Origin of the sequence: Streptomyces atratus, assembly GCF_900119365.1 — a bacterium.
GTDB lineage: Bacteria > Actinomycetota > Actinomycetes > Streptomycetales > Streptomycetaceae > Streptomyces > Streptomyces atratus_B.
The window spans coordinates 48177-65360 of record NZ_FPJO01000033.1; the positions used below are offsets into that span (position 1 = coordinate 48177).

The 17184-nt window shown below is 69.1% G+C and carries 11 protein-coding genes and 1 pseudogene; 2 read left to right on the forward strand and 10 right to left on the reverse strand.

All coding sequences use genetic code 11. The features are described from left to right. From BT364_RS42005 to eccD, 6 genes are all read right to left on the reverse strand, one after another. Positions 1-1927, reverse strand: a 1927-nt coding sequence (locus tag BT364_RS42005; RefSeq protein ID WP_177328344.1) for an AAWKG family protein, incomplete at its 3' end; no start/stop codon positions are given. A 108-nt stretch (positions 1928-2035) separates the two neighbouring features. Beyond that, a complete protein-coding gene (locus BT364_RS33770; RefSeq protein WP_072489018.1) occupies positions 2036-2449 on the reverse strand; it encodes a type VII secretion system-associated protein in 414 nt (137 codons plus the stop codon). An 80-nt stretch (positions 2450-2529) separates the two neighbouring features. After that, positions 2530-2853 (reverse strand): WXG100 family type VII secretion target, encoded by a 324-nt coding sequence (locus BT364_RS33775; protein ID WP_072489019.1) that lies wholly within the window; start codon positions 2851-2853, stop codon positions 2530-2532. A gap of 46 nt (positions 2854-2899) precedes the next feature. Beyond that, a complete protein-coding gene (locus BT364_RS33780) occupies positions 2900-3142 on the reverse strand; it encodes a hypothetical protein (RefSeq protein WP_256260339.1) in 243 nt (80 codons plus the stop codon). Positions 3143-3399: 257 nt separating this feature from the next. Further along, entirely contained in the window at positions 3400-4908 is a 1509-nt protein-coding gene (eccB, locus tag BT364_RS33785; RefSeq protein ID WP_072489021.1) for a type VII secretion protein EccB, read from the reverse strand. A 27-nt stretch (positions 4909-4935) separates the two neighbouring features. After that, on the reverse strand, positions 4936-6336 hold the full coding sequence (eccD, locus tag BT364_RS33790; protein WP_072489022.1) for a type VII secretion integral membrane protein EccD: 1401 nt from the start codon (positions 6334-6336) through the stop codon (positions 4936-4938). A gap of 210 nt (positions 6337-6546) precedes the next feature. Here eccD and eccCa point away from each other — a divergent pair, with 210 nt between their 5' ends. Beyond that, positions 6547-10491: a type VII secretion protein EccCa gene (eccCa, locus tag BT364_RS33795; RefSeq protein WP_072489029.1), complete on the forward strand. Its 3945-nt coding sequence runs from the start codon at positions 6547-6549 to the stop codon at positions 10489-10491. A gap of 187 nt (positions 10492-10678) precedes the next feature. Here the strand turns inward: eccCa and BT364_RS33800 are convergent, their stop codons facing one another. From BT364_RS33800 to BT364_RS44435, 4 genes and pseudogenes are all read right to left on the reverse strand, one after another. Continuing rightward, a complete protein-coding gene (locus BT364_RS33800; RefSeq protein ID WP_072489023.1) occupies positions 10679-11905 on the reverse strand; it encodes a S8 family serine peptidase in 1227 nt (408 codons plus the stop codon). A gap of 72 nt (positions 11906-11977) precedes the next feature. Further along, positions 11978-15313, reverse strand: coding sequence for a right-handed parallel beta-helix repeat-containing protein (locus BT364_RS33805; protein ID WP_072489024.1), 3336 nt, complete (start codon positions 15311-15313; stop codon positions 11978-11980). 64 nt (positions 15314-15377) lie between these two features. Further along, positions 15378-15878 carry a hypothetical protein gene (locus tag BT364_RS43575; protein ID WP_256260341.1) on the reverse strand — a complete coding sequence of 167 codons (501 nt, stop codon included), beginning with the start codon at positions 15876-15878 and terminating at the stop codon, positions 15378-15380. Next, positions 15770-16071, reverse strand: a pseudogene (locus tag BT364_RS44435) (transposase). The gene BT364_RS43575 and the pseudogene BT364_RS44435 overlap by 109 nt, the downstream one beginning before the upstream one ends. Positions 16072-16632: 561 nt before the next feature. Here BT364_RS44435 and BT364_RS33825 point away from each other — a divergent pair. Further along, on the forward strand, positions 16633-17184 hold a 552-nt coding region (locus BT364_RS33825), incomplete at its 3' end, for a helix-turn-helix domain-containing protein (RefSeq protein ID WP_256260340.1).

Sequence of the window (17184 nt, forward strand, 5' to 3'; positions counted from 1 at the left end):
CCGAGCCGTCGGGTTGCGTGGTGACGGTGGAACCGGTCGACGGATTGATGACCGTGCTGCTCCCGTCCGGGAACTTCGTGGTGAGCGTCCCGTCCCGGTTCAGCGTCGTCGTACTGCCGTCCGGATTGGTCAGCGCCGCACCCGGATCGAGGGATTCGCTCTTCGTCTTCCCGTCCCGGGAGGTCGTGGTCATCATGCCGGTCGCGGGATTGAAGAGACTGACGCTGCCGTCCGGGCGCGTGGTGGTCAGCGATCCGTCCGAGTTGAGCTTGGTGGTACTGCCGTCCGAGTTCTTGAGACTGCTGTGGGTGTCGGCCACGCCGGCGTTCAGGTTGAAGGCCGGGGATTTACCGAGCATGTTGTTCAGCGACGTGGTGCCCGGAAGCCCGGGGGAATCGGCGGAAACGCCACCGGTGCGAAGACCGTCGAGCCCGCCGCCCAGGCTGTTCAGACCCTTGGTGATTTCCTCTGCGGCTCTGCCCGAATCGGCGTTGAGGTTCTGGAAGCCTTTTCCGAACTCGGTGCCGAGATTGCTCAGGCCGCTGTTCAGCCCGGCACTCAGGTCGGTACTCAGGGTGCTGACGCTGTTCCCGAGGCCGGACAGCTTTTCGTTGAGGTCCTGATTGACCTTGTCGAGCCTCTTCTGGCTGAGCTGGTTCTGCTCCTGCTGGAATGCCTCGGACAGGGAGGCGGTGCTCTTGGTCTTCAGGGTTTCCCCGAGCGCCTCCGCAGCGTCGCCCCATCGTTTCTGGAGCTCGGAGATGGCCTTGGAAGCGGCGGGAGTGAGGACGGCATCGATGTGCCGAATCCACCGCGCGACAGCCTTCTCGCCGACCTTCTTCCAGTTCGCCTCGACCGCGAGGTCCCCGAACTCGGGATGGTGCTGGCGGAAGGCCGGAGTCGTTGTGTAGAACGGGAGAATGGAGGGTTTGACGTCGTCGGTGTAGTTGAGCCCCCCTTGGGACACGCGGATCTGCATGACGTTGTTCTGAATCACCCACTCCGACAGCTCGTTCAGCTCCTGCAGGAGCGCCCGATGAGGGTCGTGCTCACCGGTGCTGGCCCACTTCGACCATGCGGCGCGGAGACGTCTGGCCTGCTCGAGGAGGTCGCGCTGGGCCCCGGCAATGGCGTCACCGTACGTGGAGCGGGGCGAGTAGCCGTCGATCGTGGTGTTGGTGGCCCGGTAGTTCTTGCCGCCGAACTGATCCACGTAGTTCTGGTAGTTCTTGTGCACCTGGAGTATGAGGGTCTGGAAGACTCCGGCCGCCTGCCCCTTCCACGAAGCGTGATCCTTGCCCAGGGACTTCTCCCACTGCTCCAGCGTGTTGGCCTGCTCCTCGAAGAACTTCTTCGCCCGGTCGAACGCCTGGGCCGTGCGCGTGAAGGAGGCGAGGTCGACCGTATCGACGTCCTTCACCACCAGGTCGTTGTACCCGAACCCCCGGGTTGTCCCCTTCAGGACCAACTCGTCGAGCGCCGCTTTGGCTCCGGCGATGTACTGCGCCATCGGCGCGCTGTCCCAGTTGTTCCCCATGACGCCTTTGAACGTGCCGCCCACGATCATGCTCCCGGGATCGAGGAGCATCGCCCTGCCGTTGTCGTCGGCGGGAACCCCGATGAACACGATCCGAGCCCGTTGCATGCGCACGCCGCCGTGCGCGCCGTCGCCGCCCTTGGCGGTGTAGAAGACGAGGTCGTAGTCCTGGCCCTTGTTGGTCATCCAGCCACTGAGAGCCGTGTAGTCCGCGGGCGTGACCGCTCGGACCCCCATGCTCTTGAGCCCCATACGGAAGAGCGGAATCTTCTCCGAGCTCGAAAGTGTCTCGAAGATTTTTTTTCTTTCGGGCACGCGGTATCCGGTGAAGAGGGTCACCGCCTTGGCCCACACATCCGTATTTTCCTTGTTGATCTCTTTTTCAGCCACAGCAGGGGGCTCCCAGGGACAGGAAGGAAGGAGAAGAGAGGGGCAACGGGAGGGGTTCGTGCCCGTCTCGTGCGGGACCTGGCCGATCCGGCCACGCCGCCAATCAGGTCACTGCTTGCTATCGGAGAAGATGTCGAGGAGTTTCTGACCTCCGATGGACTCCAAGCTGTCACCCTGGCTCTTCAGAAGCGTCCTGATGGTCTCCCGCAAATTCCTGTCCATGTTTCTGAACAGCAAGCGCTGTTCGGCCAGGACCTTGTCGATCGCCCCGGCTCCCGCACCGGCCTGCGCGATCAGTTTCTTGCCGGGCACGAGCGAGTCATCGAGTCCCATGGGACCGATGGAGAAGACGGGGTTCTCCATCAGGTGATCGGGGTCGGAGTCTCCCCGGGCCAGGCTCTTGAGGGCCGGTATGCCGGGGGCGTCCTTGCGGATGTCCTCCAGGTCCTTCATGAAGTCGGCGACGTCGTTGTCGACGAACGTCTGCAGGCCCTTGGCGTCCAGTTTGGTCAGATCGGCCACCGTGTGTCTCCTGATCTGCCGGTGCCGTCCGGTCGACGACCGGACGGCACACGACGAGGCGAAGGGATTCGGTCAGCGGCTCAACGGCCGATCGTGACCTCGGACCACATCTGGGACAGTGAGTTCTCGCTGTACTTGTAGTTCGAGGAGATGTCCGTCAGCAGGCCTGCGTGCGACGTGAGCAGCCGCTCCATGTTGCCGACCGCCTGGTTCCAGGCAGCCTGCTTGTCCCGGTAGGAGTCGGCGTCGGCGCCGTACCACGTCTTCTTGAGCTCGCCGAGTTCCGCCTCCAGGCTCGCCAGGGTGGCGGCGATGGCCTTGGTCTGGTGGACCATGTCGTCGGCGGCGTTCTGCATGTGCGAGTAGTCGACGAAGATGTGGCCGTCGGTGAGGTTGTCGGTCATCACAGATCTCTTCTCTGTCGGCGATGCGGAGGGTCGCGGAGCGGGCTCAGGAACCCGTAAGCGTGTCGAAGACCCTGTCGGCCCCCTGGGACGCGTGGCTGACGGCTTCCATGGAGGAGGTCTGTGTCGTTCTGTGCTGGATCAGGCTCTGGTTGAGTTTGTCGATCATGTCCTGCAGGTTCTTCTGGATGATCGTGCATTGCGCGTCCCACTTGGTCAGCAGGTCACCGAACCCCCTTCCGTCACTGCCCTGGTAGCCGCGCTGGAGGTTGCCCCGCGTGTTGTCCACGTCCGAGCGGGACCTCACGATGCCTGCCAGAGCCGACTCCAGAGCGTGGATGCCGTTCCGGGTCGACTGTTCACTTGACTGCTGTCCGCCGCCTGCCATGGCCCCACCCTTTTGTCGGTGTGTCACTTACGGAAATCAACTACAAGGTTAGGACCCGGCGTTGAAGGGATTGATCAAGTTGAGGAAGATATGAGCTATCAAACTCGACTTCTCTATACACGCATCTTCGGCAACCTCACCGCACCTGCCCGGCAAACTCACCCGGCATCAGGTCCCGCAGCCTTCCGGGGCACTTTGGGGTCCTCACCGCACGCAGGTGGCGTGATGGGGGAGCGCCCCCCGCCGGCTGCGATCTCGGGGTTCAGGTCCGGTCCCGACGGAAGCATGGACAGCAACGGCGAGGGGAGCGCCACCACATCGCCGTTCGTGTACCCCAGAGCCTGCAGCGCGGCCCCGGACGGCACCCGGTACTTCACGCCGTTGTCGGCCACGACGTACATCGTGTCGCCCACCTTCGTGCCACCAGCACCCATTGCCTTCACCAGCGCACCGTGGCCCGGCCGGACGACGACCGCGTCCACCGGCAGGCACGCCGCTGCAGATTCCCCCGGTGCGTCCTGGGTCACCGGGCCCAACGAAGTCCTTGGTACCAGCACGGTGGTTACTCGGGTAAGACCCTTGGTGGACTGCACACGAACGCAGGCTGACATACCGTCCTGCACGGACGCCACGCGCGGCGGGGAGTCGGGCAGTCCGGTGGAGGCCGGGGAGCGGCCCTCGGCCCCCGGCGCCAGATGTTCCCTGAGAGCATCGGCGTTGAGCGTGGACGCACCCCCCTTGACCTTCTCGCGGGTGGCCGGATCACCGAGGACGAGAGCTGCCCCGGTGGCCGTCAGCGGCACCAGACCCTCCTTTCGGAGCTGGTAATACTGCGGGGCCGCGCCAGGTACCTGCACCAGGAACACCTGCCCCAGCTTGCTGCTCCGACCGCCTATCGACGGCCCCGCGGCCCCCCGGCCCGGTACGGCGGGGGAGGCGAGGTCCGGGCCGGGCACCAGTGCGTTCAGGAAGGGTGCGGACACCGGACGCGGCGTCACGGAGCCGTAGCCGAGGGAGACAGCCGCGCCGGATGCCTTGTCCAGTTCGAGCCGGCTGCCCCGCCAGACCAGGTACGTCGCCTTGTCGGGGCCGGTCACCACGAGCGCCCGGTCGTCGGCCACTCCGCCGCCTTCCAGAGGGGCGCCTGCCACGAGAGTGGTGACCGCGCTCGCGGAGCTGCCTCCGGCGGCTGTGTGGGAGAGTCTGAGGGTGGAGCAGGCGTGCCAGGCACCGCCCTCCAGGTCACCCGCCGCGGGAACGGAATCCGGGGCCCCCGGTATGCCGACCGGGGCTCCGACGGGCGTCCCGCGCAGCGAGGCGGTGCGCACGTCGGTGGTCTTCAACTCGTTTCCGCCGATCAGCTTGGCCGAGGCGTAGTTGCGTACCGGCCTGAGGCGGCCGTCGATGTACAGGTAGCGGGCTCCGGTGTCCCTGTTGACGATCAGCCTGTTCGAGGTCCGCCAGGAGTCGTTGCCGCCGGGCACGACCAGCCCGTACACCAGGGCACCGGCGGAGACCAGCACGGCGATGAGCACGCCGATGAACACTCCCCGGGTGGTGCGTGCCAGCGGGCTTTCCGGGGCATCGGGGTCGGCGAGCAGCATGCCGGAGGAGAGCCTGCCCATGGCGAAGGTATGGGCCTGGACCTGGTCGCGCTTGGACTGCATTGGATCGTGTCCCCGATTCTTTCCTGGTCAGCCGTTGATCGCTCTGAGGGCGCCGAAGACGCCGAGCACCCATAGCGTCAGCGGCAGCAGGGCGATCGCCAGGAGCGTGTGCAGCAGTTCGGCCGCACGGCCCCAGTACGGCACCAGGCGTCTGCCCGGCACCGTCCACGAGGCGATGGCCAGTGCGCCGGCCATCCCCAGCAACCCCACGACAAGGGCCGGACGGTCGGCCGGAGTGAGCACCGCCGCGGTGGCGATGACCAGCAGGACCGCTCCCGCCGTGCCCGGCAGCACCAGGGCCAGACGCTGCCATACGTTGACCATGCCTCGTCCGTGCAGCAGGAGGAGGAGCGACACCGTCCCCGCGGTCAGCGCCTCGGGAAGGCCGGGCTGCCGGGCCAGGGCGACCAGGCAGCCCGCGCAGACGACGCCGGTCGCCGCGTACAGGGCCGTCATCCAGCTGCTGGCCAGTTCGGTCCGGGTCGCGACGTCCCGGCTGCTGTAGGGGTCGATGCCTTCCTGCAACTGCTGGGCGTTGGTGGGCAGGGCGGGCATCCGCATACCGGCGAGTTTGAAGGACAGGGCCGGTACGAAGTTGCCGAAGACGACGACCACCGCGGCCACCGCGGCGCCGACGCCGTCCAACGGCACGTCAAAGACGCTCATGAGAGCTCCGGCCGCCGCGGTGGCGATCGCCACCAGGGCGGTGGCGATGAAGAACGGGGTGTACACGGCCGCCGCGGCCACCGCCAGCACGGCTGCGCCGGCGCCCGCCGCGCCTGCGGCCAACAGCCAGGCGCCCAGTACCTGGTGGGCCTGAGCGCCGGCCGCCTCGCCTCCGGGGAGCAACCAGCCGGCGAGCGCCAGACAAGGCGTCGCCAGGAAGCCCAGCGTCGCACCGGCTGCCGCGTCACCCACCGCCCGGCTGGCCGAGGCGGCGCCGGCGAGCAGCAGCAGCCCGGCGAGGGCGGCGGTCACGGCGCGGGGGACGACCGGGCCGGACGACCAGGCCAGTATTCCCAGGGCAGCCAGTACGCAGACGACCACCGCGCCGCGAAGCAGGCGGCGGCCGGCCTCGGGACTCCAGCCGTGCAGCCGTTCCCGGGTGACGTTGGCGATCCCGTCGACCAGGTCGTCGAGCCGCACCTCGGGCAGGGCGTCGGCATGCGGACGCAGGTAGAGGACCTCGCCGTCCTTCAGGTCCAGCGTCTCCAGGGTTCCCTCGTCGTCCAGCGGGGCGCCGCCAAGACGTTGCAGGGCCCAGCCGCCGTGGTCCAGGCCGTTCTCCTCCAGCTCATTGCCCGAGTAGCGCAGCAGGGTCGGCAGGAGGTCGGCGACCGGCACGTCGGCGGGTACCGCCAGGTCGATGGTCGTGGCAGGGGCACGGATGGTGAGGTGGCACAGGCCCGCCATCGAGCTTTCAGTCATTGCGAGAGCCGCTTCCCGGGATCGTGATCCGATGGGCTTGGTTTTAAGTCTAGGGCGGATGCAGACTACTGAGGCCTCGGCTCACATCAACAGCTGGGCGCATTCTCGCTGTTGGCCCGGTCCCGTTCCCGTGAACCGTGCGCCACCATAAGGAGCCCGTTCTTGAGCACCATTCTGTTCCGCCGCCTGGCCCGCCGACGCGGCCCGGACATGCCCGAGGGCGAACTGAACCTGCAGGAGCCGCCGACCCTACCGGAAACGGTTCCGGACAATTCAGCGGTATGGACCTACCTGCCCATGGCGATGATGTCAGTCTCCATGATGCTGGCTTTCATCCGGCCCGGCGGCTCCGGCAGTGCCCTGACCTATGTCGCCCTGGGCATGATGGTCCTGGCCTCCGCGGTGATGATGATCGGCCAGGTGGTTCGCAAGAGCAGTGAACGCAAAGAGCGCCTTCGTGGCGAGCGCCGGGACTATCTGCGCTACCTGTCACAGACCCGGCGGCAGGTCCACCGGGCAGTGATCGAACAGCAATTGGCGCTCGCCTGGCGCCATCCCGAGCCCGCGACGATGCGTTCGATGGTGCGGACCACGCGGCTGTGGGAACGCCGGGGCAAGGACGACGACTTCGCCGAGGTGCGGATCGCCGTCGGAGATCAGCAGCTGGCCCTGCGGCTGTCCCCGCTGTCCACCAAACCCGTGGAGGACCTCGAGCCCATGTCCGCGCACGCGCTGCGGCGGTTCGTGCGTGCCTACAGCACCGTGCCGGATCAGCCGATCGCGCTGTACCTGCGGTCCTGGACCCGGGTGCTGCTGCGCGGCGACGAGACGGCGGTACGGAACATGGTGCGGGCCGCCCTGTGTCAGCTGGCTGTTTTCCACGCGCCGGAGGACCTGTGGTTCGCGCTGTGCGTCAGCGACGAGCGGCGGGCCGAATGGAACTGGGTCAAATGGCTGCCGCACAACCTGCACCCGCACGAGCAGGACGGCGCCGGACCGGCCCGCCTGGTGGCGTCGGACTTCAACGGTCTGGAGGACCTGCTCGGCTCGGAGTTCACCGAGCGGCCGACGTTCGACCCCGACGCCGTGCCCGGCCGTGACGAGCCGCTCACCGTGATCGTGCTGGACGGAGTCCAGGTCCCCGCCGGACACAGGATCGACGGCCCCGGGTTTCGCAACGTGCTCGTGCTCGACCTTTCGGACGCCCTGCGATGGCGTCCCGGACGGACCACGCTGCGACTGGACGTGCAACCGGACGGGGTGCGGCTGGTGCGCACCGACCGGAGCCGCAAGGAACAGGCGACCCTGCTGGGCCGCCCCGACGCGGTCGGCCCGGCCGGCGCCGAGGCGCTGGCCAGGATGCTCGCCCCGTACCGGATGGGGCTGACCGCCGCCACCGCCGAGCCGCTGTCCACGGACGTGGAACTGACGACCCTGCTGGGCATCCCCGACCTGTCCCGTCACGACCCGGCCGCCCTGTGGCGGCGCAACGCGGGCGCGGCCCGGCTGCGGGTACCGGTCGCGGTGGGGGCCGACGGAGTCCCGGTGGAGCTGGACATCAAGGAGTCGGCGCAGGGCGGCATGGGCCCGCACGGCATGTTGATCGGCGCGACCGGCTCGGGCAAGAGCGAACTGCTGCGCACCCTGGTGGTGGGCCTCGCGCTGACGAACTCTTCGGAAACCTTGAACTTCGTCCTGGTGGACTTCAAGGGCGGGGCCACCTTCCTCGGTCTGGACGAGCTGCCGCACACCTCCGCGGTGATCACCAACCTGGCGGACGAGGCGGCCCTGGTGGAGCGGATGCGGGACGCCCTGCATGGCGAGCTGATACGACGTCAGGAGCTGCTCCGGGCGGCCGGCACCTACTCGTCGGCGCTCGAGTACGAGAAGGCCCGTGCTGCGGGAACGCCGTTGGCGCCGCTGCCGAGCCTGTTCATCGTGGTCGACGAGTTCAGCGAGCTGCTGTCTGCGCACCGGGAGTTCATGGATCTCTTCGTGATGATTGGCCGGCTCGGCCGTTCCCTCGGGGTGCATCTGCTGCTGGCCTCGCAGCGCCTGGACGAGGGGCGGATGCACCAGTTGGAGAGCCACCTGTCCTACCGCATCGGACTGCGCACCTTCTCGGCCATGGAGAGCCGCGGGGTGCTGGGGGTGCCGGACGCCTACCAGCTGCCGTCGCAGCCCGGCGCCGGCTTCCTCAAGAGCGGTGTGGAGGCACTGACCCGGTTCCGGGCGGCGTACGTTTCCGGAGCGTACCGGTCGCGCCGGGGCGCGGTGGCCCAGGCCCGGGTCGCCAGCCAGGTGGTGCCGTGGACGACGGGCTACGTGGTGCCGCGCGCACCGGCCCAGGATCCCGACCCGGAGCCGGAGGCGGAGGAGAGCGAGGAGGGTGCGTCCCTGCTGTCGGTGGCCGTGGAACGGCTGCGCGACGCGGGCCCGCCGGCCCTTCAGGTGTGGCTGCCGCCGCTGGGGCTGCCGCCCGCCCTGGACGAACTGCTGCCGGGGCTGTCCCCGGACCCGCAGCGCGGGCTCGTCTCGACGGGCTGGCCGGGGCTCGGCGCTCTGCGGGTACCGGTCGGCGTGGTGGACAGACCGTTCGAGCAACGGCGCGACCCGTTGGTGGTGGACCTCTCCGGCAGCGGCGGGCACCTGGCCGTCGCGGGTGGTTCGCAGAGCGGCAAGTCGACTGCGCTGCGCACCCTGATCGCTGCTCTCGCACTCACCCACACCCCTCGCGAGGTGCAGTTCTACTGCCTGGACCTGGGCGGCGGAACGCTGGCCGGCCTGGCGGGGCTGCCCCACGTCGGAGGAGTGGCGAACCGGCTCGACAGTGAGCGGATCAACCGTGCGGTGGCTGAGGTCACCACCGTGCTCAACCACCGTGAGCAGCTCTTCCTCGACCACAACATCGACTCGATGGCGACCTATCGCAGGCGCCGTGCGGCCGGTGAGTTCGAGGACGAACCCCATGGTGACGTCTTCTTGGTGGTGGACGGCTGGGGCACGGTGCGTCAGGACTTCGACACGCTCCTGCCGACCTTCAACCAGATCGCGGCCCGAGGCCTGAACTACGGTATCCACCTGGTCGTCTCCACGGCTCGCTGGATGGAGCTGTCGACCCAGGTGCGCGACCAGGTGGGGACCCGGCTGGAGCTGCGGCTGGGCGACGCCATGGATTCCGTGGTGGACATCCGCAAGGCGGCCACCGTGCCGCGCACCCCGGGCCGGGGCCTGACGGTGGACGGCAAGCTGCACTTCCTGACGGCACTGCCGCGCATCGACGGCCGGGGGAGCGCCGACGACCTCACCGAGGGGGTCGCCGGGCTGGTGGAACGGGTCGCCGAACATTGGGCGGGTCCTGCCGCGCCACCCGTGCGGACGCTGCCGCACCGGTTGCCCGTCGCGGAGCTGCCGCAACCGGAGCTGGCGGACGGACTGCGGATCCCCCTGGGGCTGGACGAGCAGACACTGTCGCCGGTGTGGCACGACTTCAGCCGTACACCGCATCTGGTCGGCATCGGGGACACCGAGAGCGGAAAGACCAATCTGCTGCGGCTGGTCGCCGCGGCGGTCACCGCCCGCTACACCCCGGCCGAAGCCCGCATCCTGCTGGTGGACTACCGGCGCGAACTCGTCGAGGCGGTACCGCAGGAGTACCGGCTCGGGCACGCGGTGTCGATCGACGCCCTCCGGGAGCTGGTGAGCGGATCGGCCCGGGCCGTCAGGACCAGGCTTCCCGGACCGGACATCACCCCTGCCCGGATGCGGCATGCGGACTGGTGGACGGGGCCACGGCTGTTCGTGCTCGTGGACGACTACGACATGGTCGGCGGCAGCAACGTCATCGGCCACCCCTTCGACCCGCTCCTGGACCACCTGGCCCTGGGGCACGAGGTGGGGCTGCACATGGTGGTGATGCGTTCGGCGACCGGTGCCGGCCGGGGCCTGAACGACCTGCTGCTGAGGCGTCTCGACGAGGTCAACACCCCGGGACTGCTGATGTCCTGCCCGCCCTCGGAGGGATACGTCTTCGGCAACGTCAAGCCGCGCAATCTGCCGCCCGGCCGGGCGCGGTACATCGCCCGCCGCAAGGCCGTACTGATGCAGACGGCCCTGTTGGACGTTCAGTCCGAGGAGGAACCGGACGAGGGGTGACCTGCTGTCGGAGGCCGTTCCACCGGCGGTGGTTGACCGAGATCCGTCGGTGTCCGCCGCCGCGCCCGCCCCGTCACCGGCCCGGGGCGGATCGTCCTCGTCCTTCGCCGGACGCCACCCGCGGGCTCGGCCCCGCGGAGCGATCACGGCAGGCCGGACGACCACCAGGACCAGACCACCGCCCGTCTCAACCCGTCGTCGAGTCCTCGTCCCTCGCCGGACGCCACCCGCGGGCTCGGCCCCGCGGAGCGATCACGGCGGCCCAGACGACCACCAGGACCAGACCACCGCCCACGCCCGCCAGGACCAGGGCACGTCGGGTCGCGCGGACGCCGCTCTCATCCCTCACCAGGCGCACCGGCGGGGAATCGCGGGCCGGCCCCGCCGTTTCGTGGGTAGCCCCCGGCACCGAGGCGAGAGCGCTGTACGGGTCGAGCCGTGGTATGGCCGCTGGGTACGCCGTCGTGGTCAGCCACCGTGCCGTCTCCGCGGCGGTCAGGGCAGGCTGGGCGGACCGCACCAGGGCGGCCGTGCCGGCGACGTAGCCGGCTGCCAGTGACGCTCCCGAGCCGATGAAGTGCCCCCCGCCCTTCGGACCGACGCCGATCACGCCGTCGCCCGGTGCCGCGAGGTCTGCGCTCCGAGGCGTGAAGGCGCCCTGCGGACGCCCGCCTTGCATGTCGACATCGATGACGGAGAGCACGCCCTGCTCGGCCGCGGGCCAGTAATCCCTGGGCGGGTGGGCGGAGGACGTGGCGTTCCCGGGGGCGTCGGGCACTGCGGCTGCCACTATCAGGGCGTCGCGGTCGGCGGCGTAGGAGACGGCGCTCCTGAGTCTGGCGGAATTGCGCGGCAGGGCCGGGGACACCTCGATGACCTCGGCCCCGGCGTCCACCGCTGCCCGGATGCCCTTCGCGACCGTGGCATCGGTCGCCGTCCCGCGCTCGTCCGTGCCCCGCACGGCCACGATGCGTGCCTGCTGAGCCACTCCGGCGAAGCCGACGCCCTTCACCGGGGCGGCGGCTATCAGCCCGGCCACGAAGGTGCCGTGGCCGACGCAGTCGGCGCCCGCCCCACCGACCGCGGTGACCCGGCCTGCCAGGGCAGGTGCCTGGAGCGACACCCCGGTGTCGACGACGGCCACGGTCACCACCCCAGCACCCTGGGCGAATTGGCGTGTCCTGGGGAGCTGCAGGTTCCGCTGCTCCCACGGCACCGCCGGGACCACCTTGGTTGAGCCGCCGGTGCAGGCGGCCCCGGCCTCCAGCCGGGACGGCATCACCGACAGCCGTACCGTGTCACGGGGCACGGCGTCGGCGGCCGTGGTCTTCCCGAGCGCCACCGTGGACGCGGACATCAGCGTGAGAAGGGCCAACAGCGAGTGCCGGAGCCGGGAACGGCGCATGGTGTGCATCCTGGGAACGTAGAGACTGTCCTGTCGTGATCCGCGAGCCGCATGTCCTCAGGGCGCGTCAGCCGCCCCGCATCACTCGGGTACCGCCGCTCTCTGCACCGCATCCTCGGGAAGCAGCAGACGCAGGTCCTCCACCCCGGGAGCCGCTGCCGTGCTCAGCCGGCCGGCCTGTCGCGTCATCATGCCTTCCAGGACCTGGCGGGCAAGCCGCGCGTTGCCGAAGGTGCGGTCGCGCGGCAGCGATTCGAAGTATGCACGCAGCACCTGGCCCGTGCCGGGCCCGCATTCGTACCCGGCCGTGGTCGCGTGCTGTCGCACGATGGTGACCAGTTCGTCCGAGGAGTAGTTGGCGAAGTCCACTCGCCGGGAGAAGCGGGACGAGAGGCCCGGGTTGGAGGAGAGGAAACGCTCCATCTCCTCGTTGTAGCCGGCGACGATGACCACCACCTCGTCCCGGTGGTCCTCCATGAGCTTCAGTAGGGTGTCCACCGCCTCCTGCCCGAAGTCCGAGGCGGAGCCCTGCCCCGAAGGCGTGAGGGTGTACGCCTCGTCGATGAACAGCACCCCTCCCAGGGCCCGCTCGAAAACCTCTCGGGTGAGCTGTGCGGTGTGGCCGACATACCGGCCGACCAGGTCGGCACGAGCCACCTCGACGAGTTGGCCCCGCGGCAGCACGCCCAGTGAGAGCAGGAGCTCTCCGTAGAGCCGGGCCACCGTGGTCTTTCCCGTGCCCGGCGGGCCGGTGAAGACCAGGTGGTGGCTGATGCGCGGCGCGGGCAGCCCCGCGGCCTCCCGCTGGCGCGTGATGGACAGCAGGTTGACGAGGTCGGTGACGTCCCGCTTGACGCCGGCCAGGCCCACCAGGTCGCCGAGGCGTGCCCGTGGGTCGTTGTCGGGGTTCCCGGGTGCGCCTTCGCCGGAGACCGCGCGAGCGGCTTCCTCCCCGATGTCCTCGGGCAGCAGCTGCAGGAGGGCCTGCTGGGTCATGTCCGGAAGGGAGGCCAGCCGGGACGCCTGCCGGTCCACCATCTGCTCGAACACCTGGCGGGCGGCGCGGCCGTTGCCGAAAGACGCGTCCTTGGGCAACCGTTCGAAGTGAACGGTGAGTGCCTTTCGGGTGGTGTCGTCGAGCACGTACTGGTGCCCGGTGCACATGCTTTCCATGATCGCCACCAGCTCGGCCACCGAATAGTTCTCGAACTCCACGGTGCGGGAGAAGCGGGAAGCCAGGCCGGGATTGGAGGCCAGGAATGTCTGCATTTCTGCGGAGTAGCCCGCGACGACCACGACCACGTCGTCGCGGTGGTCCTCCATGAGCTTGAGAAGGGTATCGACCGCTTCCCTTCCGAAGTCGGCGCCGGAGCTGCGGCCGTCGGACACGAGGGTGTACGCCTCGTCGATGAACAGGACGCCCCCCAGGGCGCGGTTGAAGGCCTCGGTGGCCTTGATGGCGGTGCCACCGACGATCTGGGCCACCAGGTCGGCCCGTGAGACTTCGACCAGGTGTCCTGAGCGCAGTGCGCCGAGCTCGGCGAGGATCGTCCCGTAGAGCCGGGCCACGGTGGTCTTGCCGGTGCCGGGCGGGCCCGCGAACACCAGGTGGCGGCCCATCGGTGGGACGGGCATGCCGAGCCGGGCGCGGTGCTGGGCCATCCGTGTCAGGTTGACCAGCGTACGCACCTGGTGCTTGACGTTCTCCAGGCCGATCAGTGCGTCGAGGGCGGACAGCGGCCCGTCCCCGCGGGTGAGCCATGCGTCCTCACCATCCATGCCGCCCTCGCCGGCACTGTCGGCTCCCCCGGCCTCGCCCGAGCCCCAGGCATCCCGCTTCCCGTTTCCCGTGCTCGTCAGTTGCTCGACGGCGAGTCGCTGACCGGGCCGGGACTGGACGAGACCGCCGCCGCCGTTGTCCCGGGCATCGCAGTTGACGAGGGAGACGGGCTCGGTGGACTCGACACGGAAGCCGTCGCCGGCGCTGTTCGTGACCTCACAGGAATTGAACGAAGCGCGGCCGCCTTCGACGATCCGGACACCGTGGCGGCCGCTGCCGCCCACCCGGACTCGGTTGCCTGTCATATCCCCGCCCTCGTTGACCGCGACACCCGACTCCTTGGCGTCGGAGATCTCCAGATCCCGTGCGGTCATGATTCCGCCGGCGGCGATCGACAGGCCGGTTTCGCCGGGCGAGGAGACAGTGCCACCACCGACGTAGAGGTGGCCGTCGTCCTCGACCCTGATGCCACAGCGACCGGCCCGGTCGACGGTGCAGTCTTCCAGCCGTCCCCGGCCGTCCTTCACGATCTCCACCCCGTGACCGTGCGGAGCGCTGATACGCGCCCGACGGACAAACGGGTTGGCCCCCGTGCGGATGGAAATGCCGGTTCCCAGGGCGTCGATGACCTCAAGGTGGTCCAGCTCGGCCGCCGACTCCTCTTCCAGCAGCACCGCGGTTGTCGCGCAGTCCCTGATGGTCAGGCCGATCAGGACGGGAGACGCCGGCCCGCTCACTCTCAGCGCGGGCGCCTGCGCGGTGTCCAGCCAGCAGTCCTCGAACGTACCCCGGGAGCGGTCGGTGACCAGCAACCCGTGGCTCTTGGTGCGCGCGGTACGGCAGCGGCGCAGCAGCGGGTCACTGCCGCCGGTAACCGCGATGCCGACCCCGGTGGTGCCGGTGACCCGTACGTCCTCGAGTGTCGTGCGGGCCTGGCTGGCGAGTTGGACGCCCGTGCTCGTGTCGTGCACCACGGTGCGCAGCACCCGAGTGGTGCTGTGGCCTTCCAGAGCTATGGCCGGCTTGTCGGTCGAGGAGATGTCGCAGTCCTCGACCGACCCCTGTGCCTCTCCATTGGCGAGTACGCCGTTGCCGCGGGCGTTGCGGATGGTGCAGCCGCGCAGTGTGATCCGGCCGCGCTCGCCGATCACCACCCCGGAAGTGCCGAGGTGTTCGATGGTGCAGGACTCGACGGAGCTCTCCACCACGGAGGTGGCCACGATTCCGGCGCCGCCCGGATTGCTGACCCGGCAGTCCCGCAATGCGAGTGAGCCGCCGGTACGGGCCAGCAGCGCGGTCCAGGCCGAGCCGGTGATCTCGCAGCCGTCCATCGCCACCTGCCCACGCGCGGCGTCGACGACGGGCAGTTCCTCGTCGCGGCCGCGCAACACCAGGTCGGTCAGCATGGCGGCCTCCGCCTTGAGCACGATGGCGCTTCCGCGACGGGGCGCTATCTCCACGGTGCCGCGGGCTTGCTCCGCCACGATGGTGACCGGGGTGACGATGGTCAGGTTCTCGATGTAGGTGCCGGGTGACACGCTGACGACGGCGCCGCTGCGCGCCCTGGCGAGAGCCTCACCGATCGTCGGAAAGCCGTCGGGCTGCTCCGGGCTGACTGTAAGTACCTGGCGTGACAAGGCTTCCTCCTCCGTTCGGCACCGTAGTGCCACGAGACCCCGGTGCCAGGAATGGGCAGGGCAATCATGCCGGACTCGGCGAGTGTATTGTCCCAGCGCTGTCGGGGTCGACGGAGGTGACGCCGGTAAAGAGCGCGACGGACACCGACCATCCACGCCGCGGCGCAGATGCGGCGGCGACCGAGATCGCGGCGGTTCTCCGGAACACCCGCACGGTGGCGGTCATGGTGATCGTCCTCCTCTGGCGGTGCGCGACTTTCTGCGCCCAGCCGGAGAGCTTGGGCCGCATCTTCTTGCCGGACGTGAACGGGTCCGCCTTGCCTTCGTGGGGCGCCAGGGAGGGGAGGCTGATCGGGGTGGGGTTCTCCGGCCGGGAAGCGAGCAGATCGCCGGCGGTGCCGGGGATGGACAGCCAGCCGCAGCCGGTCAGCTTCTCGACCAGGCCCTCTGGATCGGTCAGGCCCAGCGTGGTGAGGTCCTGGCCGACGGGATTAGGTCCTCGTCGGCGTCCGCCTGGGCCATGAGCGTGGTGAACACCCGTTCCCAGGTTCCGTCGGCGGCCCACATGCGAAGCCGGTTGTAGACGCCCCGCCAGTTGCCATACTTCTCAGGCTGATGGATCCACTGCGATCCCGTCGGAACTTCCAGGCGATCGCATCGATCACCTCGCGGTGATCCCTCCACCGGCCACCCCGCTTCGGCGTCCGGTCCGGGAGCAACGGCTCAATTCGCGCCCACTGCACGTCAGTCAACGGCACACACCAACAGCGACCGACAAGGTCGGCCGGAACCGTCGCCGCTCGTCACACAGCTGGCCCTGTACGGAGCCGCCGCACGTCCCGCACGAGCGTGTGCAGGGCACTGAGGAAAATCACGGATCCAGCCACCAGCCAGAGGACCGACGCCCCGGAACGGTACTCACGAACGGCAAGGACGAGCAGAAACGTGCTGGCAAGGACACCGAAGGCCGAGATCAGAGCGCTGATGCGGTTAGTCACACGGACATCATCAACGACCGCCCGGCCAGCGGAAGTGATCCAAACGAAATTGATTAGGGCAGAGCAGTCCTGGAAGATCCAGCCGAAATGGTCTGGGGGCGCCGCGATGCTGCACCGTGGCGGGGGCAGCATGTACAAGAGCGAGCTCGGGTACATCAACCGCGAAGAAGCGGGGATCGCCCTGGCGGAGCCGGACATCGGGCCGGTGTTCTGTCCATGGAGGTTGGTGACAGTGATCACGGTCGGGTGTTCGCGAACGAGTGAGGGCCTTCCGGGTTCGGTGTGGATTGCGACATCGCCACCGACCAGCAGAAGGCCTTCATGCCCCACCGTAATGCACCCCTGACCGAGACCGGCCGCCTGCGTCTGGCCCGCTGCGTCGTGGAGGACGGCTGGCCCCTTCGCCGGGCCGCCGAACGCTTCCAGGTCTCGCCCACGACGGCTCAGCGGTGGGCCGGCCGCTACCGCGAGCTGGGCGAGGCAGGCATGACCGACCGGTCCTCGCGCCCGCACCACAGCCCGCGCCGGACCCCGACCCGTACCGAGCGGCGGATCATCAAGGTCCGCGTCCTGCGCCGCTGGGGGCCGGCCCGCATCGCCTACCTCCTCGGGCTGAACCCCGCGACCGTCCACCGGGTCCTGACCCGCTACGGCCTGGCCCGCCTGACCCACCTGGACCGTGCCACCGGCCGGGTGATCCGCCGCTACGAACACGCCGCCCCCGGCGACCTCGTACACGTCGACACTCGGCGGTGGGTGAAGAATGACCGGCTCAACCACACCGGCTACCTCTGGGCCTTCTCCGCCATCACAGCCTCACCCGGCGCCAAGGCCCACTACCGAAGGCGCCGCGACGACCACGGAGACTGGCAC

Coding starts and splice junctions, on each gene's coding strand:
- BT364_RS33775 (WP_072489019.1), bottom strand. CDS start 2,853: ATGACCGACAACCTCACCGACGGCCACATCTTCGTCGACTACTCGCAC.
- eccB (WP_072489021.1), bottom strand. CDS start 4,908: ATGCAGTCCAAGCGCGACCAGGTCCAGGCCCATACCTTCGCCATGGGC.
- eccCa (WP_072489029.1), top strand. CDS start 6,547: ATGCCCGAGGGCGAACTGAACCTGCAGGAGCCGCCGACCCTACCGGAA.
- BT364_RS33800 (WP_072489023.1), bottom strand. CDS start 11,905: ATGCACACCATGCGCCGTTCCCGGCTCCGGCACTCGCTGTTGGCCCTT.
- eccD (WP_072489022.1), bottom strand. CDS start 6,336: ATGACTGAAAGCTCGATGGCGGGCCTGTGCCACCTCACCATCCGTGCC.